Raw genomic sequence first — 21,867 nt, forward strand, 5'->3', positions numbered from 1 at the left:
TTAAGTCCGTCGTTAGATCGCCACTCCGAGACTCCATTCGTTGGCGGTCGCTGAGGTTCGGCGCTTGATCGGCGCGCTCACGAGACGCATGGGCTGGGGAATGCCGCTGGCCATGGCGGCGATCGGCGGCTCTTTCCTTGGTTCCCGCATCGGCTCTATCGCCGGTTATCCTGGGGGTGATGCCAGCACTTTAGGGTGGAGCGTGTACGGCGGCGCCGTCCTGCTGCTGGCAATCTCGGCATGGCGACGTTCGCTATGGGCGGGCGCAGTGGTGCTGGCATTGCTGGCCTGTGCTCATGGCGTCGGCCAGCAGCGTGAGGGCATGCTGCCATTGGCACTCGCCGGACACGATTTCACGCTGACCGGCCGAATTCAGACGCTTGATGTCGATGCACGCCGGGCCCGCTTCCGATTTCAGATCGATGACTGTCGCCCCCGAAGGGCCGGTGACACCTGTCCCGATAGTCGCAGGGTCAGGCTCTCCTGGTACGGCGCCCCCGAACTCGAGCGGGGAGAGCGTTGGGAGCTGACAGCGAGGCTGCGCCAACCGCTGGGATTCGCCAACCCCGAGACATTCGATTACGGCGCCTGGCTCTGGCGCGAGGGCATCCAGGCGCTCGGTTATGTCCGCGATGATGCCCCGCGACGTCTCTCCGAGGCGCCATTCTCCCTTCGTCAGTCGGCGCTCGCGCGGCTGGACGCGGTGGACATCTCGCCACTGGGTAAACGTTGGCTGAGCGCCTTGACTCTGGGCGCCGGAGATCGCCTCGACGATGATGACTGGCAACTGCTGAACGCCACCGGGACGACGCATCTGATGGTCATCTCCGGCCTGCATATCGGCCTGATTGCCGCGCTGTTTCTGTGGCTTCTGAGACGGCTATCGCGCTGGTTTCAACCCCTGGCCTGGCGGATGACGATCTGGCCCTGGCTGGGAGCCGGCGTGGCCGCTTTCGCCTACGCGGGTCTTGCCGGCTTCGAGCCGCCCGCCGTTCGCGCGGCAATCATGGTCGCGGTGGGATTGTGGGCGGCGAGCGGGCGTCACGCACCGGGATGGTGGCAAGCCTGGTGGCTGGCCCTAGCACTGGTGGTGATCTGCGACCCCTTGGCGCCGTGGAGGCCTGGACTGTGGCTCTCGTTTGCCGCCGTGGCAGTGCTGATCCTGGCCTGGTCGGGGCGTCCACGGCCCGCCGGGTGGCGAGGTGGCGGCATCGCGCTGCTTCGCAGTCAGTGGCTGCTGGCGCCGATCATGGCCGCCGCGGTGCTGCTTGCCTTCGGCCGCCTGTCGCCGTTGGCGCCGGTGATCAACCTGTTTGCCGTCCCGCTGGTCGGCAGTGTGATGGTACCGCTCGGTTTTCTGGGATGGCTATTCGCGGCCTGGCCGACGCCGGCCGGCTGGGCGTGGTGGCCTTTCGATCATCTCGCCAACATGCTGGCGTACCTGCTGACCAGCGCGTCCGACGTCTTGCCGCTGTGGACGCCCGACCCCTGGTGGCGGTGGCCGGTCTCCATCGCCCTGTTGCTGTGGGGCATGATCTGGCTGCTTCCAGGGGTGGAACGCAGGACGCGGCTATGGGGTTGCCTGCTGCTGGCGCTGCTCGTGACGCTGCTTCAGCGCCCCGACCTGGGCGAAGGGCGACTGATCGTCACCGTCTACGACGTCGGCCAGGGCCAGCTGGTCCAGCTCGAGACCCGGGATCGGCGGGTGCTGATGGACACGGGGCCGCGCTTTGCCTCGGGTTTCATGCCGGCAGCGCTGCTATGGTCGCCGGGGCAACGATTCGATGACGTGATCGTCACCCACAGCGATACCGATCACGCGGGCGGCATCGCCGCGCTGCGCCAGGGCCATCGCGTCGAGCACTGGTGGGCACCGCGGGGAAACGAACTGGCGCTGCCGTCGCGTCCTTGCGAGGCTGGCGACGAGTGGCGCGATGACGGCGTCTCCTGGCGGTTTCTGTCGCCACCTCCTGGCGAGATCGCGACGAACCGCAATGATCGCTCCTGCGTATTGCTGGTGACCGCGGGCGAGCGGCGGGTGCTGATTACCGGCGATGCCAGCGCGGATCGGGAACGCGCGTTCGCCGAGACGTTGCGGCGAGGATCGTTGGGCGCGCGCCCCATCGACGTGCTGGTAGCCGGCCATCACGGTAGCGCGACCAGCTCGTCTCGGGCGTTGATCGCCGCGGCCCGCCCCGTCGACGTGGTTTTCAGCAGTGGGCGCGGTAACCCGTTCGGTCATCCGGCACCTGCGGTGGTGCAGCGCTTCGTCGATGCCGGTAGCCGAGTCTGGAATACCGCCTACGATGGCGCCGTGCGCATCACGCTGTCGGCGTCCGGCGTCGAGGTGCGTGCCCAGCGCCATCCGGGATGGTCGCGCCGGTCGGCTGTCGACCGCGAGGATGTTGGGGTAGAATCCAGCCCCTGAATGCGCCCGAGCCGCGCGATGGTGGATGGCATTGCTGCATGCATCCGTCCGCTCTGCATCTGCCCGGGCGCCGATTTTTCCCGGTCGAACGGAGTCAACGTGTCACAAGCTTCCAGTTGGGCACTTTATCGACGCCTTCTCGAATACGTCCGTGTGGAATGGCGTTCTTTCGCTGTGGCGGTGGTCGGCTACGCGATCTATGCCGCCTCGAGCACTGCGTTGGCAGAGATGATGAAACGCCTGATCGACGGGATACAGCATCCCGATGCGAGTTTTCGTTATTTTCTGCCGCTGTTCGTGATCGGCATGTTTGCGGCGCGTGGCGTGGGGACCTTTCTGGGAACCTATTTCATGAGCAATGTGGCCCGCAACGTGGTGCACCGGCTGCGTTGCAACGTGTTCAACCACATGTTGCACATGCCGGGGCGCTTCTTCGACACGCACTCGAGCGGCCATCTGATTTCGCGAGTGACCTACCACGTCGAACAGGTGACCGGCGCCGCCACCAACGCGATCACGATCATTCTGCGGGAAGGCCTGTTCGTGATCGGCCTGATCGGCTACCTGTTCTGGACCAACTGGCTGTTGACGCTGATCTTTCTCGGCGTCACGCCGCTGATCGCACTGGTGGTGCGTCAGACCAGCAAGCGCTTTCGCAAGATCTCGCGACGCATCCAGAACTCCATGGGTGACGTGACGCACGTGGCTTCCGAAGCCCTGAGCGGTTATCGCGTGGTGCGCACGCATGGCGCGGAAGAGTACGAGAAACGCCGTTTCGAAGCTGCCAGCAACTACAATCGCGAGCAGAGCATCAAGGAGGCGATGACCAAGGCGACCAGCACGCCGATCATCCAGCTGCTGGTGGCGCTGGCGCTGGCCGGGCTCGTCTGGTTGGCGATGGCGCCGGAGCTGATGAACGCGATGACGCCGGGCGAGTTCGTGGCATTCATTACCGCGGCATCGCTGATGGCCAAGCCGATCCGGTCGCTGACCGACGTCAACAGCATCATCCAGAAGGGGTTGTCGGCATCCCAAGAGCTGTTCGGCTTGCTGAACCAGCCCACGGAGCGCGACGAAGGCACGCGCCTGCCTGAGCGGCTGGTAGGGCGCGTGCGCTTCGAAGACGTGCGGTTTGCCTACGGCGACGATCAGCCCGAGGTGCTCAAGGGTATCGATCTCGACGTGCCGGCCGGGCAGATGGTGGCGATCGTGGGACGCTCGGGAAGCGGCAAGTCGACGCTGATGGGTCTTCTGCCGCGATTCTATCGGCCCACCGAAGGCCGCATACTGGTCGACGACATCGATATCCAGGAGTACCAGCTGTCACCGTTGCGCCAGCAGATTGCGCTGGTCTCTCAGCAAGTGACGCTGTTCAACACCACGATTGCCGACAACATCGCCTACGGCGTGCCCGAGGCCGGCCGGGAGCAGATCGAGTCCGCGGCGAAAGCGGCCTATGCGCATGAGTTCATCGAACAGCTGCCGAACGGCTACGACACCGTGGTCGGCGACAACGGCGTGATGCTCTCCGGCGGCCAGCGTCAGCGCCTGGCAATTGCCCGCGCGATCTTCAAGGATGCACCGGTGCTGATTCTGGACGAGGCAACCTCGGCGCTGGATACCGAATCCGAGCGCTACATCCAGCGCGCGCTGGAGGTCGTCTGTCGGGATCGCACCACGTTCGTGATTGCTCACCGGCTGTCGACCATCGAGCGCGCCGATCGTATCGTGGTCATGGATCAGGGCAATCTCGTCGAGAACGGCACGCATGCCGAGCTGCTGGCCCAGGGGGGCGCCTACGCCTCGCTCTATCAGCTGCAGTTCCAGGAGCAGGCGTGACGCCGATCGAGCGCGCCTGGTATCGGGGGGCGCGCTGGCTGAGCCTGCTCGGTCCGCTGGAAGCCCTTTACCGCCGTGGGGTAACGCGACGACGCGACGCTTACCGCTCCGGTCGCCGTGAAGTGTGGCAGCCGCCGGTGCCGGTGGTCGTGGTAGGCAATCTGTCGGTCGGGGGGACGGGAAAATCGCCGCTGGTGGCCTGGCTGGTGCGCTGGCTCGAGGAGGACGGCTGGCGGCCGGGCATCGTGTCGCGGGGCTACGGCGGCAAGGCCGATTGCTACCCGCTGTCGGTATCGGCAGAGACGCCGGTCGTGCAGAGCGGTGACGAACCGCTGATGCTGGCCCAGCAGACCGGGGCGCCCGTGGCCGTCGATCCCGATCGCCCACGGGCGGCGCGCTGGCTCCTCGAGCATTCTCGTTGCGATATCCTGATTGCCGACGATGGCCTGCAGCACTACGCGCTGGGGCGAGCGCTGGAGCTGGTGGTGGTCGACGGGAAACGAGGTTTCGGAAACCGTCACTGTCTCCCGCGGGGGCCGCTGCGCGAGCCGCTTGAGCGCCTGACGGAGGTCGATGCACTGATTGGCAACGGCGGGCTTCAATCGCTGTCGGCTGCCGATGCGAAAGATGTCCCGCGGTTCACGATGACGATTTCTCCCAAGGCCTGGCGTCACCTGAGCAGTGGCGCGCGTTACCCCGTCGATTCGACGCCGTTCGCGCTGGATGCCCCCGTGGCGGCAGTGGCCGGAATCGGTCACCCGCAACGCTTTTTCACGACACTCGATGCCCTGGGGATTCCCCATCATGAGCACGCCTTCGACGATCATCATCGCTTTTCAGCCACCGATCTGCCTGCCGCGCCGAGGATCGTGGTCATGACGGCCAAGGACGCGGTGAAGTGTGCCGATTTCGCGGATGACCGCTGCTGGGTGCTGGATGTCGAAGCGGCCCCGGAAGCCGCGTTCATCGATTGGTGGCGTGCACGGGTCGATGGGTGGCGGCCGCGCTCGCCGTAAAGCGTTTCGCTCCGGGCTCGTTCTGCGCAGGTTTCGTTCTGCTCTAGAATAACAGCGGTGATGGCGCGATCATGGCGCCAGACTGTCGCGTCGGTTCATCGGACGCATGAATGGCATAAACAGGAATTTCTGAGGAGAAGTGGCCATGGATAAGGAATTGATAGCGATGCTGATCTGTCCGGTCAGCCATAGCGAGTTGACCTACGATCGCGAGCGTCAGGAGCTCAAGAGCTCGGTCAGCGGGCTGGCCTATCCGGTTAGAGATGGCATTCCCGTGATGCTGGAAAACGAAGCCCGGATCATGCCCACCGAGGAAAAACTCGGTAAGGCAGCGCCGGCGCCATGAGTGATTTCGTCGTCGTGATTCCGGCTCGCTACGGCTCCAGCCGGCTTCCCGGCAAGCCGTTGATGGAGATCGATGGCTTGCCGATGGTTCAGCATGTCTGGCTGCGGGCCAAGGAAAGCGGCGCGTCCCGGATCGTGATCGCCACCGACGACGTCCGGATTGAGCGGGCCGCTCAGGCTTTTGGGGCCGAAGTGGTGATGACGCGAAGCGATCACCCCTCGGGCACCGATCGGCTGGCCGAAGTCGCGGACGCGCTGCAACTGACGGCGGAGACCATCGTGGTCAATGTCCAGGGTGACGAGCCACTGCTGCCCGCCAGCGCGATCGACCGCGTGGCCGAGCGGCTCGCTGCCGATACGCAGGCCTCCATTTCGACGCTTGCCGAGCCGATCCACGATGTCGATACGCTGTTCAATCCCAACGTGGTCAAGGTCGTTACCGACCTGACCGGGCGCGCGCTCTATTTCTCGCGGGCGCCGATCCCGTGGGATCGCAATGCCTGGAAAACGCAGCCGCCGACGCTGCTCGAGACCGATGCATGGCTACGCCATATCGGCCTCTACGCTTATCGAGTCGGATTTCTGGCCGATTACGTCAGCTGGCTGCCGGCCCCGCTCGAACAGCTCGAACAGCTCGAGCAGCTACGGGCGCTTCAGCACGGGCATCTCATTCAGGTGGCCACCGTCTCCTCGTCACTGCCCGGCGGCGTCGACACGCTGGAGGATCTGGAGCGCGTGCGCCGGCATTTTCGACAGCGGAGCGAGGCATGAACCAGTCGCGATACGAATGGCGAATTCTGTTCGTGTGCATGGGAAACATCTGCCGTTCCCCGACGGCGGAAGGCATGCTGAGAAAGCGTCTCGATGAGGCGGGTCTCACGGATCGTGTCGAGGTCGATTCTTGTGGCACGGGCGACTGGCACGTCGGCGCACCGCCGGACGATCGCGCCATCCAGGCTGCCGCCGATCGAGGGGTCGACCTCGGCGGACTGCGCGGGCGCCAGCTGGCCCTCGAGGACTTCGCCCATTTCGACGAGATTCTGGTCATGGATGCCGACAATCTCGAGCGGGTGCTCGATCGGGAACCGGCCGGCAGGCGTGCGCAGATATCCCGTCTACTTCACTATGCCGGGGAACCGGGGCAGGATGTGCCGGATCCCTACTTCGGCGGCGAGGCGGGCTTCCAGCAAGTGCTGGATCAGCTGGAGCTTGCAGTGGAAGGGTTGCTGGCTTCGTTGCGGCAACGTCTGGGCGTGACCTGATGTCTATAGGGCGGGGCGCGGATGGCGGGCTCGAGTTCGATCGGGATCTTTCCTTTGCCAACACTCTGGCGTTGCCCAGTCGGGCAGAGCACTTCTGGCACGCCCGCACCGAGTCTGGGGTCGGCGACGGGCTGGAGCTGGCCAACGCACATGGCTGGCCGATCACGGTGCTGGGCGGCGGCAGCAACCTGCTGTTGCCGCCAGCGATCGGGGGACTCACGCTGCGGGCGGACATCGAGGGCGTGGCGTTCCGCCAGGGGCGCGGCGACAGGGTCCACGTCGAGGTCGGGGCGGGGGTCGGCTGGCATGCGCTGGTCGAGGCCTGCGTCGGGCGCGAACTATGGGGGGTCGAGAATCTGGCGCTGATCCCCGGTCTGGCCGGGGCCGCGCCGATTCAGAACATCGGTGCTTACGGCGTCGAACTTGCCGATGTGATCGACTGGGTCGAGCTGGTGGATCGGCGTGACGCCCGAATGCAGCGGTTGGATCGAGACGCCTGCGATCTGGGCTACCGCGACAGCGTGTTCAAACGGGAATTGGCCGATCAGGTCGTCATCACGCGACTGGGGCTGACGCTGTCGACGCGGCCGCGGCCGCAACTCGACTACGGAGTCCTGCGTGAGCGTGTAGCGGCGACGCCGAGTGCGCGGGACGTGTTCGAGGCGGTCTGCGCCATCCGCCGGGAGAAACTTCCCGATCCGATTCGAACGCCCAATGCGGGCAGCTTCTTCAAGAATCCGCTGGTCACCGCGGCGGTCGCTTCACGGTTACTGAGGCAATTGCCGTCCATGCCGCACTATCCGCAGTCCGATGGTCAGGTCAAACTGGCCGCGGGCTGGCTGATCGACCAGTGCGGGCTGAAAGGGCGCCGTGAGGGTGCCTTCGGCGTACATGATCGTCAGGCTCTGGTGCTGGTCCACTTCGGAGGCGGGACGCTGGAAGGACTACTGGCATTCGCCGACAAGCTGGTCGATGCCGTTCGGGAGCGTTTCGGCGTGGTGCTCGAGCGCGAGCCGCGCCGCGTCGACGCGTCAGGAATCTATACGCCAGAAACCGGTGTCGGTGCCCCAACAATCAGGGCGTCGGATGGATAACGGCAGGCTCGATTCCAGGCCAGGAACGGCAATCAGAAACGGCAATCAGAGCCGTTAATCAAGAGCCGGCGACTAAATCAGTAGACAAGAAAAAGCCCAGACAAATGTCTGGGCTTTTCGTTTGCTGGACGACGCGTCGGCCGATCAGCTGTCGCTCTGACCGCCTTCACGACGACGCTTTTCACGCGGGTCGTTGTGAGCCCGGCGCCGTGGCCGGCTCGGCTCACCATCATCGCTTTCGGCAGCGACGGTCGTGGCCTGGGTCGATGACTCGATCGTCGAATCGGTCGTTGGCTCGGCCGTCTGGTTTTCCGACACCTGCACTTCCGTTGTCTTGTCGCTGGACTCGACGTTGGCGGATTCCGGCGAATGCTCACTGACGTCGGTCGGACGAGTCTGCTCGGGCTTCGCGCGCTTCGTCGTCGGCGTGTCTTCGGCCTGCGGTGCAGGCGTCGCTTCCGGCGTTACGATCTCCGCCATCGGCTGGGTCTTGGCATCCTGCATGACAGACGGCTTGTCGGTCGTCGGCGAAGACGCGATATCGGCGTCGGGCGATGCCTTGTCAGCGGCCAACGTTTCGTCGCTGGAGACATCAGCCGGTGAGGCCTTCACCGATGACGAAGCCGCGGCGCTCGGGGTCGCCTCATCGCGGGTCGGCGTCTCGTTGTTCGAGGACTCGCTGACTGGCGCTTCGGCGGGGCGCTCGGCAGACGCGGCGGTCGCTTCGACGACCTGGCTTTCCTCGACCGACGCTTCAGCCGGTTTCGGAGTCGATGTCGGCCGGGCTACGTCCGCGGCAGCCGGTGTCGGGCTAGCGACATCGGCCTGACGTCCGCTTTCTTCGTCCTGAGACGGGGTAGACGGCATATCGGGCTTTTTGGCGCTATCGTCGGTAGCCGTTGCAGGCGTTGTAGCCGGCTTGTCCTGCTCGGCCGTCTTCGATGTCGCCACGGCTTTGTCTGCCTTCGCCTCGGCGGCCTTAGCTGCAGAACCCTTGATTTCAGAACTCTGGGCTTCAGAACTTCGGGCTTCAGATCCGTTGGACTCGGAGCCTTTGGCCTCGGTCGGTTTTGCTTCAGACCGCTTGGCTTCGGACGGCGGGGTTTCAGACGACCTGGTTTCAAACGACTGGGCTGCGGTCGCCGGAGTATCAGCTGACCCGGTTTCAGAGAGCTTGGTGCTTTCGCCAGTCTGAGGAGCAGTCGTTACGCTAACGGCATCTGCATCGACAGCCGTTGTCGCTGCATCCGTTTCCTCGGCTGTCGCCGTCTGCAGCCGCTGCTGCTCTTCGACTGCGGTCGGGTTCAGGGCGTGCTTGCGTGAGCGGTTGCGCGGATTGTTGCGCGTGCGCTTCGGCTTGCTGTCGACGCTGTCCTTCGAAGAGCTCTGTTTTTTCGAAGAGGTCTCGTTCGAAGCGCTCTCATTCGAAGCGCTCTGGGCCGCGACGGCCTCTTTGGCTACGGACGGCGTATCACCAGCGTCGGAACGTGACGGCTTGTTGTTGCCTGACTGGCTACCGCTGTCGGACTTGGTCGGCTCTTGACTGGCGTCATTCTCTGCCTTGTCGGCCTTGCCGTTACGATTGTCCTGACGCGGCTGACGATTCTGGCTTTGGCGATTGTCGCCACGCGAATCACTGCCGTTATGACGATCATCCTGGCCTCGACGGCGACGATTATTGCTCTGACGGTTGCCGTTTTCCCCTCGCGCATTGTCGCTACGAGAACCGTGGTCGCTACGAGAACCGTTGTCGCCACGAGAGTCGTTGCCGTTACGCGCGTTGCTGTCTCCGGAGCGCGCATTGCCATCGTTACGCTTGGCGCTGGCGTCGCTGCGCTGATCGTTGCGTTGAGACGAGGAGCGCGACGAACGCGAGCTGCCGGAACCGCTGCCGCCGTTTCCGTTGCGGGGTGTGCCCGTCGAGGAATCGCCGTTGCCACTGTTCTGGCCACGCTGGCTGGGCGTCGTGCTCGGCTGCGGCACTTCTTCATCGGCCCGCCGGCGTCCGAACAGCCCTCGGAAGAGCTGCATCAGCCCGCCGTTGGCAGGTGACTGCTGCGGTGCCGCGGGTGCCGACGGCTTGACGCCGGAGGAATTGGCCTGGCCGGGCTTGCGAGCCTGGCTGGAACCGGTGCTAGGGCTGGGTTCTGCCGCAGGTGCAGGCGCGGGTTTTTCAGGTTCCTGATGCAGCGAGTCCGGCGCGGGGGCCGTGTGCTGAACGGTCTGTACGGCGGCCTGGGTGCGCTGGATCGGCTTGGCGAGTGTCGTCTCCGGTTCCTTGAGCAACTCGCTGTCGACGGAGATCTCGAAACTCGATTTGATCTCGTCGCCGTCTTCGGAGACGTGGTCGTCGCGGAAGCGCAGCACCTCGTAGTGCGGTGTATCCATTTCGGGGTTCGGCAGCAGCAGAACCTTGACACCCTGGCGACGCTCGACGTCGGAGAGCACGTTGCGCTTTTCATTGAGCAGATAGGTCGCCACCGGTACCGGCAGGATGGCGCGAATCTGAGCGCTGCGTTCCTTCATCGCCTCTTCTTCGATCAGGCGCAGGATCGACAGGGCGATCGAGCGCACGTCGCGAATGGTGCCCTGGCCGTCACAGCGCGGGCAGACGACACCGCTGGTTTCGCCGAGAGAAGGGCGCAGACGCTGGCGCGACATTTCCATCAGACCGAAACGGGAGATGCGGCCGATCTGGACGCGGGCACGATCGAGCTTGAGCGCATCGCGCACCCGATTCTCGACATCGCGCTGATTGCGCGCCGGCGACATGTCGATGAAATCGATGACCACCAGGCCGCCGATGTCGCGCAGACGCAGCTGACGGGCGATCTCGTCGGCCGCTTCCAGATTGGTCTGCAGTGCGGTCTCTTCGATATCGGCGCCGCGGGTGGCACGTGCCGAGTTGATGTCGATCGATACCAGGGCTTCGGTGTGGTCGATGACCACCGAGCCGCCGGAAGGCAGCTTGACCTCACGCTGGTATGCCGTCTCGATCTGGGACTCGATCTGAAAGCGCGAGAACAGCGGCACATCGTCGGTATAGAGCTTGATCTTCTGCTGGTAGGAGGGCATCACCTGACGGATGAAGCTCAGGGCCTCCTCGTGCACGTCCTTGCTGTCGATCAGGACTTCGCCGATGTCCTGACGCAGGTAGTCGCGCATGGCGCGAATGATGACGTTGGACTCACGATAGATCAGGAACGGGGCAGGGCGCTTGACCGCTTCGGTGGTGATCGCTTCCCACACCTGCACGAGGTAGTCGAGATCCCACTGCAGCTCTTCCGGCGAACGGCCGATACCCGCGGTGCGCACGATCACGCCCATCTTGTCGGGCAGGGTCAGTTGACCCATGGCTTCCTTGAGCTGGCTGCGCTCTTCACCTTCGATGCGGCGAGAGATACCGCCCGCGCGAGGGTTGTTGGGCATCAGCACCAGAAAGCGCCCGGCCAGGCTGACGAAGGTGGTCAGCGCCGCGCCCTTGTTGCCGCGCTCTTCCTTATCGACCTGGACGATGACTTCCTGGCCTTCCTTCAGGACTTCCTTGATGTTCGGTCGGCCCGACGGGTCCTTGGAAAAGTATTCGCGGGAGATTTCCTTGAGCGGCAGAAAGCCGTGGCGCTCGGCACCGAAGTCGACGAAAGCGGCTTCGAGGCTAGGTTCGACCCGGGTGATCTTGCCCCGGTAGATGTTGGCCTTTTTCTGTTCCCGGGCACCGGATTCGATGTCCAGATCGTAAAGGCGTTGTCCTTCGACGAGTGCGACACGCAGCTCTTCCGGCTGTGTCGCATTGATGAGCATTCTTTTCATACGGTCTCGCTAATTGAGCGTGCCGGTGGAAGGCGTGCTGCAATTGGCGACGACGAACCGCTAGCGGTCGTGCTGTGCTCGCGCACATGGATGAAGCGACCCGGCAGGATAGACCAGCGTGGCGTGTACCGTAACGAACTCAGCGTGAAACACATGCGAGAACCGCGTCAGGGACTCGAGGGAAGTCTGCGGAAATCACGTATCGCAGGGCCTGCAACGGCCATTGATACGCGTGCCGGTCGACGCTCGTCGAGCCCAGTGGCGTGCTTGCTCGTTACCATTACATCGTTGCTTTCAAGACCTGCTTTTTACGGGTGCTACACGAACATGGGTTGAGTACGAAACGGTGGCAGGACATGTCACGGCGCGTTTTTCGTCGACGCATCCGGTCCTGCAGACTGCCGTCTATATCACTTGGCATTGTTCGGTTCGGCGACGCCTTCCACTGGTACCTGTGGATTTCCCGCGAGCAGGGCGCTGTGGGTAACAGTCGCGCTCTCGAGTCGGGGCCTGGCGTTCCAAACGTGTTTTGATCACTCCAGCAGCCGTGAGCGGTTGGCTTCATTAACTCTCTGGAAGATCGAGACATTTGTTCACTCCGGCCAGCATAGTCAGTGGCTGGCGCCTGAATGGGCAATCGCCCATCGAGTGAGTTCGCAATATAACAGTAATGCCGAGGCAGCGGCAATTGAGCTCGCGCTGCCGGTTCCGTGCGTTAGAATGGCCGCCGCGGCGGCGCGGAAGGCGCCGCCGCCTTTTCGAGTCGCGCCATCCAGGGAGTCGAGCATGGCCGAAGGCCAGGAAGTTCAGTTTATCGAGGTCAGCGAGTCGCAGCAGGGGCAGCGGATCGACAATTTCTTGCGTACGCGGCTCAAGGGCGCGCCGAAATCGCTGATCTACCGCATCGTTCGCAAGGGCGAGGTGCGGGTCAACAAGAAACGGGTCAAGGCGGACTATCGCGTCCAGGCCGGCGATCTGGTGCGGGTGCCGCCATTGAGGCTGGCCCCGGAGAGTGCGGTCAAGGAGGCCAGCGAGGGCCTGCGCAATCTATTGGCCGGCAGCGTCGTCATCGAAGGTCCGGACTGGCTGGTGATCAACAAGCCGTCCGGATTGGCAGTACACGGGGGGAGCGGCGTCAAGATCGGGCTGATCGAGGCGCTGCGTCAGGTGCGCGAGGATCTGGATTTTCTCGAGCTGGTGCATCGCCTCGACCGGGATACTTCCGGCTGCCTGCTGCTGGCCAAGAACCGGGAGTCGCTGCTCTCTCTCAATACCGCATTGCGCGAGCGTCGGGTGGACAAAGGCTATCTGGCTCTGGTGCAGGGGCGATGGCCGGCGCGGCGCGACTATGTGAGCGCGCGGCTGGATCGCTACGATGCCGGCAACGGTGAGCGCCGTGTTCGGGTGGATGACAACGGCAAGGTCTCGCGGACCCGATTCGCGGTGCGTGAAACTTTCCCGAAAGTGACGCTGATCGAGGCCGAGCCGGTCACCGGCAGAACCCATCAGATTCGAGTGCACGCCGCCCACGCCGGTCACGCCCTGCTGGGAGACGACAAGTACGGCACTGCGGAAGGTGGGTATCTGGCGCGATCCCTGGGGCTGGACCGGCTATTTCTGCATGCATTGACGCTGACGTTCCCCGACCCCAAGAGCGGACGTCCCGTGCAGGTCAGGGCGCCGCTGGAGCCAGGGCTGGAAAAGGTGCTGGAGCGTGCTCGACGTGGCCAGTGAGATGACGAAGGCAGATGCCGATCGCCGGCGGCTGGCAGCCCCTCGCTGTCGTTACCGGTTGGTCATCTTCGATTGGGACGGCACCTTGATGGACTCGGCGGAGCGGATCGTTGCCTGCATGCAGACGGCCGCGCGCGAGCTGCAGTGGGACGTGCCGAGCGCCGCCGCGGTACGCGACATCATCGGCCTGGGGCTGCCCGAAGCGATGGAGCAGCTCTTCCCGGGCATCACCGCCGTTGAGCAGGATCGTCTGCGTGAGACCTACGGTCATCAGTTCCGTCTGGCCGATCGTATTCCGGCGCCATTTTTCCCCGGCGTCGCCCAGGGAATCGAACGCTTGCGAGGGGATCCGACCTGTCGCTTGGCGGTGGCGACCGGCAAGAGCCGACGTGGTCTGGATCGTGCATTGAATCACGACGCCTGCGGCGACTGGTTCGTTGCCAGCCGAACCGCCGATCTCACACGTTCGAAACCGCATCCGCAGATGCTCGAAGAGTTGCTGGTCGAATGTGAAGTGACGGCGGAGGAGGCGGTGATGATCGGCGATACCGAATATGATCTGGAAATGGCCCGGGCGATCGGCATGGATCGTGTCGCGGTGACCTACGGGGTGCACGAGCGGGAGCGCCTATTACGCAGTGAGCCGCGTTTCGTTGCCGAGGACTTTCCCTCACTCGTCGAATGGCTGTTGGCCTGACGGTTCGTGGGCAGACCCTGAGTGTTGAACATCAGCAAGGAGAGCGTGGTGAGCGACGATCGATGCGATGACTGGACCCAGGGGCCTGAGCTGACACGGGAAAACGCCGAGCGGCGCAAGGCGGCGCACTCTGGTGCCGGCGAATCAACCGGTGCGGATAGCGATCCCGATACGGTGCGCTTGGCTGAAGTGCGGATGATGGACCGTTGGATCGGCGGGGTGCTGGCCGAGCAGCGGCGTTCCCGGCGCTGGAAAATTTTCTTCCGTCTGCTGTTCGCTCTGCTCGTGATTGCCGGGCTCTGCCTTAGCGCCTATACCCTGTTCCTGGCCCAGGGCGACGGGATGTCGGCCGGCAAGCGCCATCTTGGCGTCGTCGATGTCAGCGGGCCCATCGATGCGAACGGTCAGGCCAACGCCGAGCGCATCATCGAAGGTCTGCAGCAGGCGTGGCAGGATCCGGGCGCGGATGCGGTGGTGCTGCATATCAATAGCCCCGGCGGCAGTCCGGTGCAGTCGCAGCGTGTCTACGATGAAATACGCTATCTGCAAGAGCAGGGCGACAAGCCGATTCTGGCGGTGATCGAGGATATCGGTGCCAGCGGCGCCTACTACATGGCGTCGGCGGCAGACCGCATCTACGCCTCGCCGGCGAGTCTGGTCGGATCCATCGGCGTCATCAGCGCGGGATTCGGTCTGGAGGGCGCGATCGACAAGGTCGGCGTCGAGCGGCGCGTGTTCACGGCCGGCGAGAACAAGGCGTTCATGGATCCGTTCTCCGAGATTTCCCCGTCGCAGCGGGCGTTCTGGCAGTCGGTCCTGAATACCACGCATCGCCAGTTCATCGATGCCGTCAAGGCCGGGCGCGGAGATCGTCTCAGCGACGATCCCAAGCTGTTTTCCGGGCTGATCTGGACCGGCGAGCAGGCGAAGTCGCTGGGCCTGATCGATGACATCAGCAATCTCGAGCAGCTGTCTAGAGCGCGTCTCGGAGAAGTGAGCCTCAGAGATTACACGCCGTCGCTGGATCCCTGGTCGCTGGTCTCCAACAAGCTCACCAGCGCGGCGGCCCACTGGCTGGGACTGAGTAGTCCCGCATCGCCGGTGCGCTATCAGCTACCTTGACCGTTTCCCTGATGGCCTGCCAACGGATTTATGCCTGCCTCTCGCAGCAGCTCGCACAGCTTGATGAGAGGTAGGCCGATCAGGGTGTTGGGATCATCGCCTTCGAAACGTTCGAACAGGGCAATGCCCAGGCCCTCCATGCGAAAGCTTCCCGAGCTGTCGTAGGGGCGGTCGCGCGATACGTAGCTCTCGATCTCGGCGTCGCTCAGTTCCCTGAATCGAACGTGATAGGTCTCGTGAACGACCCGATGGCGTCCCGCCCCGGTGTCGATCAGTGCAAGGCCGGTCATGAAGCTTACCCGGTGACCCGAGAACCGGCGCAAATTGGCGCAGGCGGTCTCAAAGTCTCCGGGTTTGCCCAGGATGTCGCCGTCGAACAGCGCCAGCTGGTCGGAGCCGATGACGAGATGATCGGGATAGTCTGCAGACACCGCCTGCGCCTTTGAGAGCGCGAGGCGGTGAGCCAGAGTGACGGCGTCTTCTCCCTCGCGTCGGCTCTCGTCGATCTCGGGGGCGGCCCATTGATAGGGAATTTCCAGGCGATTCAGCAGCTGTCGCCGGTAGCGGGAGCTTGAGGCAAGTACCAGTCGAGACATGGACATCCTTATCTTGTCGGTCAGTGAAAGCCGGTCTTGTCGGGCAGTGACGCCAGCGGCGCCGGCAGTTCGAGTACGATATGTGGCATGGCCCGTGTGAGACTCGAGTCAGAACCCGTCGGAGCCTGGCCCGATGCCGGTTCGAGCCGGGGTTCTTGAACATGGCCCGGGCCTGGTTTTCGAGCTCGGCTTTTGAGCCTGATTTTAAACACGGGTTTTAAGCCTGCCTTTTAAACAATAGGATAGCGCGATCCAAGCGCTTTGACAGGGACCCGGCAAATCCCTATGATGTCGCGCCTATGTTGACCAGACGACTTCCCCCGACCGTCGAGCCCTACCGGGCAGCGGCAAACCAAGAAACCATCGAGGGTCTCGTTGACCTCGAGAAATTGACGCGCCTGAAAGACGAGATTGGGCCGCAGCAGGGCAGTGCAATCGTCAAGCTGCAGTTCGATGTCGATACACAGCGTCGTCATCTCATCGATGGGGAGCTGGAGGCGGATCTCATGGTCCCTTGCAGGCGCTGCCTGCAGCCCATGCCGGTGTCCGTTACGAGCCACTTCAAGCTCGCGGTCGTCAGCGATGACGCCTTGGCGGCGGAAGTGCCCAGCGACTATGAGCCGGTGCTGGTCAACAACGAACAGCTGGACTTGCTGGGGGCTGTGGAGGATGAGTTGATTCTCAGCCTGCCCCAAGTGGTCTATCACGATGAAGCCGATTGCGCGGTTTCTCGTGAGCAGATGAGCAGCGGTGACGCTTCGATCGAAAAAGCGGCCCGCCCTGACAATCCCTTCGACGTCCTCAAGTCGTTGAAGGGAAAAATTTGAACCTGAAAGACATTGACGTTGGAGTCATATCATGGCCGTTCAAAAAAACCGTAAGACCCGTTCCAAGCGTGGCATGCGTCGCGCTCACGATGCCCTGACCTCACCGGCCCTGTCCAAGGATCCGGAAACCGGTACTACGCACCTTCGTCACCACGTGGCGCCGGACGGTTATTACCGTGGCCGCAAGGTCGTCGAAGTTTAACGAAACCTCAGGCGTTTCGTCAGGCAGTGCGCATCGCCATCGATGCCATGGGCGGGGACTTCGGTCCCCGCGCCACTATTGGCGGATTGCTGTTGGCGCTGGCCCGTCATCCTGAGCTGGAGCCGCTGGTCTTCGGGCCGCGAGAAGAGCTCGAAACGCTGATCGGGGAGCTGGCTCGTGCCCCGCAGGAAGCCGCCAGCGTCAAGCGCATCACGATCGTCGACGCGCCACGGGTGGTGCTGCAATCCACTCCGCCCAGGGAAGTTTACGAGGATCCGACGGCAACCAGCCTCTACGGCATGCTGGAAGCGGTGCGCGAGCAGCGGGCTGTCGCCGGCATTACCTGTGGCAATACCGGCGCGCTGGTCGCGCTGGCTCGGCGTGAGCTGGGCAGTGTTCCGGGTATCTCGCGCCCGGCGATCAGTTCGGCAGTGCCGACCCGCAAGGGTGGGCGCTGCTATCTGCTCGATCTCGGTGCCAGCGTCGACGTGCATGCCCGGCATCTGGTCGATTTCGCCCACATGGGGGCGCTAATGGCGCGTGTGGTCGATGGCGTGGCGGTGCCGCGCGTCGCGCTGCTCAACATGGGTGTCGAGGCGAACAAGGGTGTCGCTCGCGTGCGCGAGGCGGATGCACTGTTGAGAGCGCGTGGCAGCAGCGACTTCGAATATACCGGCTATCTCGAAGGAGATGGAATCTTCTCCGGGCAGGCCGATGTCGTCGTCTGCGACGGCTTCGTCGGTAACGCCGTGCTCAAGGCAAGCGAGGGGGTGGCTCAGATGCTGCTCAAGCGGTTGCAGGCGAACTTCGACTCTCACTGGTCGACGCGCCTGGTCACGATGCTGGCACGGCCCGCGCTGATGCGTTTCAAGGCGCAGCTCGACCCCGTGCGCCATAATGGCGCGAGTCTGCTCGGGCTCAATCGTATCGTGGTCAAAAGTCACGGCAACGCCGGGGCGCAGGCTTTTGCCTTTGCCATCGATCGTGCAGTGCGTGAAGTGGAAGTCGGGCTGCCGGAGCATTTTCGCGCTGCATGGTCTCAGGACGCAGCGACGCCCGTTATCTCGTCGACCGTCAGCGACGGCCGAGTGGATAGCGGGTCTCGTGATTCGACGAGATCCGACGATTCATCACTTCAAGGGTGAGCGCGATGACGCAATCACTGGCTTTGGTCTTTCCGGGGCAGGGCTCGCAGCAGATCGGCATGCTGCGAGAGCTGGCCGAACGTTACAGTGTCGTACGCACGACCTTCGATGAAGCATCGGAGGCATTGGGCTACGACCTCTGGCATGTCGTCCAGGAAGGACCCGAAGAAGAGCTCAACTCGACGGCTTGTACGCAACCTGCGCTGCTGACTTCGAGCGTCGCGATCTGGCGTGTCTGGCAGGAGCTCGAGGGGCCTCGCCCCGGCATGATGGCGGGGCACAGCCTGGGCGAGTACAGCGCGATGGTCTGTTCCGGCGCGCTCGGTTTTGCCGAAGGTGTCAGATTGGTTCGTCTGCGAGGCGAGGCGATGCAGCAGGCGGTGCCGGCCGGCGTCGGCGCGATGGCGGCGATTCTGGGTCTGGACGACGCGGCAGTCGAAATGGCCTGTCGGGATGCCGCTCAATCGGAAGTGGTTTCCGCGGTCAACTACAACTCGCCCGGGCAGGTCGTGATTGCAGGCAATCAGGCCGCCGTCGACCGTGCCATTGCGCTATGCCAGGAGGCGGGCGCCAAGCGGGCCCTGCCGCTGCCGGTCTCGGTACCGTCGCACTGCGCGCTGATGCAGCCTGCTGCCGAGCGAGTCGAGGCCGCCATGGCGGCGCTGGAATTCAAGCTGCCGCGCTATGCCGTCTATCAGAACGTCAATGCCCAGGTTGCACAGAGCACCGAGATACTTCAGCAGCGCCTGGTCGAGCAGCTTTACCAACCGGTCCGCTGGACCGACTGTGTCAACGCGATGTTCGAGGATGGCGCCACCGTATTCATCGAGTGCGGCCCGGGCAAGGTGCTGACCGGATTGAACAAGCGCATTCAGCGTCAAGCGAGGGGTATCGCGGTCAACGATCCCGATACCCTGGTTTCGGCGCTCGAGCTGGCGCGTGATGCGCTGGACGTCCAAGAGCCTTAAGGGATGACATCATGACCGAACGTAGAGTTGCGCTGGTCACGGGGGCGAGCCGCGGTATCGGCCGCGCGGTAGCGCGCGAGCTGGGGCGCCAGGGGCGCATCGTGATCGCGACGGCGACCAGCGAAGCCGGCGCTGCCAGAATCGACGACGACCTCAAGGCCGAAGGCATCGAAGGATTGGGTCTGGCGCTGGACGTGACCGATCAGAACAGTGTCGATGCGGTGTTCAAACGTATCACCGAGACCTTCGGTGCGCCGACCATTCTGGTCAACAACGCCGGCATCACGCGTGACAATCTCTTGATGCGGATGAAGGAAGACGAGTGGGATGCGGTGCTCGATACCAACCTCAAGTCGGTCTATCGTGTCTCCAAGGCCGGCCTCAAGGGGATGACGCGAGCGCGCTTCGGCCGTATCGTCAACGTCAGCTCCGTCGTCGCGATGATGGGGAATCTGGGACAGGTCAACTATGCTGCTGCCAAGGCGGGTATGGAAGGGTTCACCCGGGCCCTGGCACGCGAAGTGTCGTCGCGGGCGATCACGGTCAATGCCGTGGCGCCGGGCTTCATCGACACGGATATGACGCAGTCTCTACCGGAAGCGCAGCGTGACGCGCTTCTGAAACAGATTCCGTTGGCGCGACTGGGCCAGCCGGAGGAGATCGCCGCCGCGATTGCTTTTCTCGCCAGCGATGCAGCCGGGTATATTACCGGGGAAACGCTGCAGGTTAACGGTGGCATGAACATGCGGTAATCCTCCCGCGACGCGGGTTGCGTCGTCTGGGGGCGGTCTATAAACTACCCGCAGCTTTTTAGCTGGCGGATTCGTACCACTAGGAGTAACGACATAATGAGCACCATCGAAGAGCGCGTGAAGAAGGTTGTTGCCGAACGCCTGAACGTCAAGGAAGAGGACATCCAGAACTCCTCATCCTTCACCGAAGACCTCGGCGCGGATTCGCTGGATACCGTCGAACTGGTGATGGCACTCGAAGAGGAATTCGACACCGAAATTCCCGACGAAGAAGCTGAAAAGATCACGACCGTTCAGGAAGCGATCGATTACATCGTTTCTCATCAGTAAGCCTGGCGTGCTCCGCTGAAGCGGAGATAGGCCAAGCTGCTTGATAGTGTCGATGACAGTATCGATGTTCGGAAAGCCGCTCTCAGTGAGAGCGGCTTTCTGCATTCTGGGACACCCGCTCGGGAAGCGCTGTCTTGAGACGGGGCATTCAGCCCGGCGGTCAGGCATGGTGGCCGGCAGCTTCGGGCGTAAGCTCGGGCCCGGATAGAAGAGTTGGCGACGGGTTGGTGATGAGTTGGCGTTCGAAATCCGAAAGGCGGAAATTGGAAGGCCCGGGCGCCCGGGAAGTGTCATGCCAAAGACCCGGCTTACGACGCCCATCTCTCGGGTTGTTCAGGTATAATTCGCGCCAGTCGGGCCGAGGTCGAGGTGGCAATCCGGCGGGACGATGACAGTCGAGGGATCGTCCTTCATGAGCCGCGCCTAAATGGCCATCAGGAAGTTCGGAGGAGATTAGATGCCGCGCAGAAGAGTGGTGGTGACCGGAATGGGGCTGGTAACGCCAGTCGGCAACACGGTCGAGGAGAGCTGGAAAAGCCTTCTTTCAGGGACGAGCGGCATCACGCCGATCGAGCATTTCGACACGACCGGTTTCAATACGCGGTTCGGTGGTGCGATCAAGAATTTCGATATCGGCGAGTATCTCAATCCCAAGGATGCTCGCAAGATGGACCTGTTCATTCAGTACGGAGTGGCCGCGGCCACGCAGGCGTTGCGTCATTCCGGAATCGAATGTACCGAGGCCAACGCCCATCGCATCGGGGTTGCCATCGGCTCGGGCATCGGCGGTCTTCCGATGATCGAGCGTAACCATGACTCTCTGCGCAAGGGTGGCGCGCGCCGGATCTCGCCGTTTTTCGTGCCGGGGTCGATCATCAACATGATCTCGGGCAGTCTGGCCATTCAGCATGGTTTCAAGGGCCCTAACATCGCCATCACCACTGCCTGCACGACGGGCACGCACAACATCGGCTACAGCGCTCGCACGATCGCCTACGGTGATGCCGACGTGATGTTCTGCGGCGGAGCCGAAATGGCGACCACGCCGCTGGGTCTTGGCGGATTCTCGGCTGCCAGAGCGCTCTCCACCCGCAACGACGATCCTCAGGCCGCTAGCCGTCCCTGGGATCGCGATCGCGACGGTTTCGTGCTGTCCGACGGTGCCGGTGTCATGGTGCTCGAGGAGTACGAACATGCCAAGCGCCGCGGAGCGACCATTCATGCGGAGTTGACCGGCTTCGGCATGAGCGATGACGCCTTTCACATGACCTCGCCGCCGGAAGATGGCAGCGGCGCGGCGGCGGCAATGGCCAACGCGATTCGCGACGCCGGCATCGATTCCTCCGCCATCGATTACATCAATGCGCATGGCACCTCCACCTCGGCGGGCGACGTGGCGGAAAGTCGTGCGGTCGAGCAGGTCATGGGGGATCGCGCTCGTCAGGTGGCGGTCAGTTCGACCAAGTCGATGGTCGGGCACCTGTTGGGGGCTGCCGGTGCCGTCGAGGCGATCTTCTGCGTGCTGGCGATTCGCGATCAGGTCGCGCCGCCGACCATCAATCTCGACAATCCGGATGAGAACTGCGTGCTGGATTACGTGCCCAACACCGCGCGCGATATGCCGATTCGCACGACGCTGTCGAACTCCTTCGGGTTCGGCGGGACCAATGGTTCCCTGATCTTTACCCAGGTCTAGTCAG

At 63.4% G+C, this 21,867-nt stretch carries 19 protein-coding genes; 17 read left to right on the forward strand and 2 right to left on the reverse strand.

All coding sequences use genetic code 11. The features are described 5' to 3' along the window. Positions 1 to 88 precede the first annotated feature (88 nt). From ACUN9V_RS04675 to murB, 7 genes are all read left to right on the forward strand, one after another. Positions 89 to 2,428, forward strand: coding sequence for a DNA internalization-related competence protein ComEC/Rec2 (locus ACUN9V_RS04675; protein ID WP_445510522.1), 2,340 nt, complete (start codon positions 89 to 91; stop codon positions 2,426 to 2,428). Between the two features lie 99 nt (positions 2,429 to 2,527). Then, the gene (gene msbA / locus ACUN9V_RS04680) at positions 2,528 to 4,267 is read left to right on the forward strand and encodes a lipid A export permease/ATP-binding protein MsbA (protein WP_445510523.1); all 1,740 of its coding nucleotides are present in this window, start codon (positions 2,528 to 2,530) and stop codon (positions 4,265 to 4,267) included. Then, complete coding sequence (gene lpxK / locus ACUN9V_RS04685) at positions 4,264 to 5,283, forward strand: tetraacyldisaccharide 4'-kinase (RefSeq protein WP_445510524.1); 1,020 nt, start codon at positions 4,264 to 4,266, stop codon at positions 5,281 to 5,283. Before msbA ends, lpxK begins: the two co-directional genes overlap by 4 nt. A 145-nt stretch (positions 5,284 to 5,428) precedes the next feature. After that, positions 5,429 to 5,629 carry a Trm112 family protein gene (locus ACUN9V_RS04690; RefSeq protein WP_445510525.1) on the forward strand — a complete coding sequence of 67 codons (201 nt, stop codon included), beginning with the start codon at positions 5,429 to 5,431 and terminating at the stop codon, positions 5,627 to 5,629. Beyond that, positions 5,626 to 6,399 carry a 3-deoxy-manno-octulosonate cytidylyltransferase gene (gene kdsB, locus ACUN9V_RS04695; RefSeq protein ID WP_445510526.1) on the forward strand — a complete coding sequence of 258 codons (774 nt, stop codon included), beginning with the start codon at positions 5,626 to 5,628 and terminating at the stop codon, positions 6,397 to 6,399. The genes ACUN9V_RS04690 and kdsB overlap by 4 nt, the downstream gene beginning before the upstream one ends. Beyond that, the gene (locus tag ACUN9V_RS04700; RefSeq protein ID WP_445510527.1) at positions 6,396 to 6,890 is read left to right on the forward strand and encodes a low molecular weight protein-tyrosine-phosphatase; all 495 of its coding nucleotides are present in this window, start codon (positions 6,396 to 6,398) and stop codon (positions 6,888 to 6,890) included. Before kdsB ends, ACUN9V_RS04700 begins: the two co-directional genes overlap by 4 nt. Then, positions 6,890 to 7,984 carry a UDP-N-acetylmuramate dehydrogenase gene (gene murB, locus ACUN9V_RS04705; RefSeq protein ID WP_445510528.1) on the forward strand — a complete coding sequence of 365 codons (1,095 nt, stop codon included), beginning with the start codon at positions 6,890 to 6,892 and terminating at the stop codon, positions 7,982 to 7,984. Before ACUN9V_RS04700 ends, murB begins: the two co-directional genes overlap by 1 nt. 144 nt (positions 7,985 to 8,128) lie before the next feature. Here murB and ACUN9V_RS04710 read toward each other — a convergent pair whose 3' ends face one another. Further along, entirely contained in the window at positions 8,129 to 11,794 is a 3,666-nt protein-coding gene (locus ACUN9V_RS04710; RefSeq protein WP_445510529.1) for an Rne/Rng family ribonuclease, read from the reverse strand. 786 nt (positions 11,795 to 12,580) lie between these two features. On the opposite strand from ACUN9V_RS04710, the gene ACUN9V_RS04715 reads away from it, so the two are divergent. From ACUN9V_RS04715 to sppA, 3 genes are read left to right on the forward strand one after another with little or no spacing between them, the layout of a single operon-like run. Beyond that, positions 12,581 to 13,528: an RluA family pseudouridine synthase gene (locus tag ACUN9V_RS04715; protein WP_445510530.1), complete on the forward strand. Its 948-nt coding sequence runs from the start codon at positions 12,581 to 12,583 to the stop codon at positions 13,526 to 13,528. 1 nt (position 13,529) lies between these two features. Beyond that, a complete protein-coding gene (locus ACUN9V_RS04720) occupies positions 13,530 to 14,225 on the forward strand; it encodes an HAD-IA family hydrolase (RefSeq protein WP_445510531.1) in 696 nt (231 codons plus the stop codon). A 48-nt stretch (positions 14,226 to 14,273) separates the two neighbouring features. Further along, the gene (gene sppA, locus ACUN9V_RS04725; RefSeq protein WP_445510532.1) at positions 14,274 to 15,347 is read left to right on the forward strand and encodes a signal peptide peptidase SppA; all 1,074 of its coding nucleotides are present in this window, start codon (positions 14,274 to 14,276) and stop codon (positions 15,345 to 15,347) included. On the opposite strand, the gene ACUN9V_RS04730 is transcribed toward sppA, so the two are convergent. After that, complete coding sequence (locus ACUN9V_RS04730) at positions 15,335 to 15,943, reverse strand: Maf family protein (protein WP_445510533.1); 609 nt, start codon at positions 15,941 to 15,943, stop codon at positions 15,335 to 15,337. The genes sppA and ACUN9V_RS04730 overlap by 13 nt on opposite strands. A 299-nt stretch (positions 15,944 to 16,242) precedes the next feature. Between ACUN9V_RS04730 and ACUN9V_RS04735 the strand changes: the two genes are divergently transcribed. From ACUN9V_RS04735 to fabF, 7 genes are all read left to right on the forward strand, one after another. After that, on the forward strand, positions 16,243 to 16,770 hold the full coding sequence (locus ACUN9V_RS04735) for a YceD family protein (RefSeq protein WP_439303373.1): 528 nt from the start codon (positions 16,243 to 16,245) through the stop codon (positions 16,768 to 16,770). Between the two features lie 31 nt (positions 16,771 to 16,801). After that, positions 16,802 to 16,972 (forward strand): 50S ribosomal protein L32, encoded by a 171-nt coding sequence (gene rpmF / locus ACUN9V_RS04740; RefSeq protein ID WP_075561288.1) that lies wholly within the window; start codon positions 16,802 to 16,804, stop codon positions 16,970 to 16,972. A 26-nt stretch (positions 16,973 to 16,998) separates the two neighbouring features. Then, positions 16,999 to 18,117 carry a phosphate acyltransferase PlsX gene (gene plsX, locus ACUN9V_RS04745; RefSeq protein WP_445510534.1) on the forward strand — a complete coding sequence of 373 codons (1,119 nt, stop codon included), beginning with the start codon at positions 16,999 to 17,001 and terminating at the stop codon, positions 18,115 to 18,117. A gap of 5 nt (positions 18,118 to 18,122) precedes the next feature. Then, entirely contained in the window at positions 18,123 to 19,085 is a 963-nt protein-coding gene (gene fabD / locus ACUN9V_RS04750) for an ACP S-malonyltransferase (RefSeq protein WP_445510535.1), read from the forward strand. A gap of 8 nt (positions 19,086 to 19,093) precedes the next feature. Then, positions 19,094 to 19,837 carry a 3-oxoacyl-ACP reductase FabG gene (gene fabG, locus ACUN9V_RS04755; RefSeq protein ID WP_445510708.1) on the forward strand — a complete coding sequence of 248 codons (744 nt, stop codon included), beginning with the start codon at positions 19,094 to 19,096 and terminating at the stop codon, positions 19,835 to 19,837. A gap of 96 nt (positions 19,838 to 19,933) precedes the next feature. After that, a complete protein-coding gene (gene acpP, locus ACUN9V_RS04760) occupies positions 19,934 to 20,167 on the forward strand; it encodes an acyl carrier protein (RefSeq protein WP_075561292.1) in 234 nt (77 codons plus the stop codon). 457 nt (positions 20,168 to 20,624) lie between these two features. Next, positions 20,625 to 21,863, forward strand: a complete 1,239-nt coding sequence (fabF, locus tag ACUN9V_RS04765; RefSeq protein WP_445510536.1) for a beta-ketoacyl-ACP synthase II — start codon at positions 20,625 to 20,627, stop codon at positions 21,861 to 21,863. Positions 21,864 to 21,867 lie beyond the last annotated feature (4 nt).

The sequence above is a fragment of the Salinicola sp. V024 genome (genome assembly GCF_052645315.1).

What these genes read in the sequence shown, in the direction of transcription:
- ACUN9V_RS04675 (WP_445510522.1), top strand. Translation starts at nt 89, where the DNA reads ATGGGCTGGGGAATGCCGCTGGCCATGGCGGCGATCGGCGGCTCTTTC.
- ACUN9V_RS04690 (WP_445510525.1), top strand. Translation starts at nt 5,429, where the DNA reads ATGGATAAGGAATTGATAGCGATGCTGATCTGTCCGGTCAGCCATAGC.
- kdsB (WP_445510526.1), top strand. Translation starts at nt 5,626, where the DNA reads ATGAGTGATTTCGTCGTCGTGATTCCGGCTCGCTACGGCTCCAGCCGG.
- ACUN9V_RS04700 (WP_445510527.1), top strand. Translation starts at nt 6,396, where the DNA reads ATGAACCAGTCGCGATACGAATGGCGAATTCTGTTCGTGTGCATGGGA.
- murB (WP_445510528.1), top strand. Translation starts at nt 6,890, where the DNA reads ATGTCTATAGGGCGGGGCGCGGATGGCGGGCTCGAGTTCGATCGGGAT.
- ACUN9V_RS04710 (WP_445510529.1), bottom strand. Translation starts at nt 11,794, where the DNA reads ATGAAAAGAATGCTCATCAATGCGACACAGCCGGAAGAGCTGCGTGTC.
- ACUN9V_RS04715 (WP_445510530.1), top strand. Translation starts at nt 12,581, where the DNA reads ATGGCCGAAGGCCAGGAAGTTCAGTTTATCGAGGTCAGCGAGTCGCAG.
- ACUN9V_RS04720 (WP_445510531.1), top strand. Translation starts at nt 13,530, where the DNA reads ATGACGAAGGCAGATGCCGATCGCCGGCGGCTGGCAGCCCCTCGCTGT.
- ACUN9V_RS04730 (WP_445510533.1), bottom strand. Translation starts at nt 15,943, where the DNA reads ATGTCTCGACTGGTACTTGCCTCAAGCTCCCGCTACCGGCGACAGCTG.
- ACUN9V_RS04735 (WP_439303373.1), top strand. Translation starts at nt 16,243, where the DNA reads ATGTTGACCAGACGACTTCCCCCGACCGTCGAGCCCTACCGGGCAGCG.
- rpmF (WP_075561288.1), top strand. Translation starts at nt 16,802, where the DNA reads ATGGCCGTTCAAAAAAACCGTAAGACCCGTTCCAAGCGTGGCATGCGT.
- fabD (WP_445510535.1), top strand. Translation starts at nt 18,123, where the DNA reads ATGACGCAATCACTGGCTTTGGTCTTTCCGGGGCAGGGCTCGCAGCAG.
- acpP (WP_075561292.1), top strand. Translation starts at nt 19,934, where the DNA reads ATGAGCACCATCGAAGAGCGCGTGAAGAAGGTTGTTGCCGAACGCCTG.
- fabF (WP_445510536.1), top strand. Translation starts at nt 20,625, where the DNA reads ATGCCGCGCAGAAGAGTGGTGGTGACCGGAATGGGGCTGGTAACGCCA.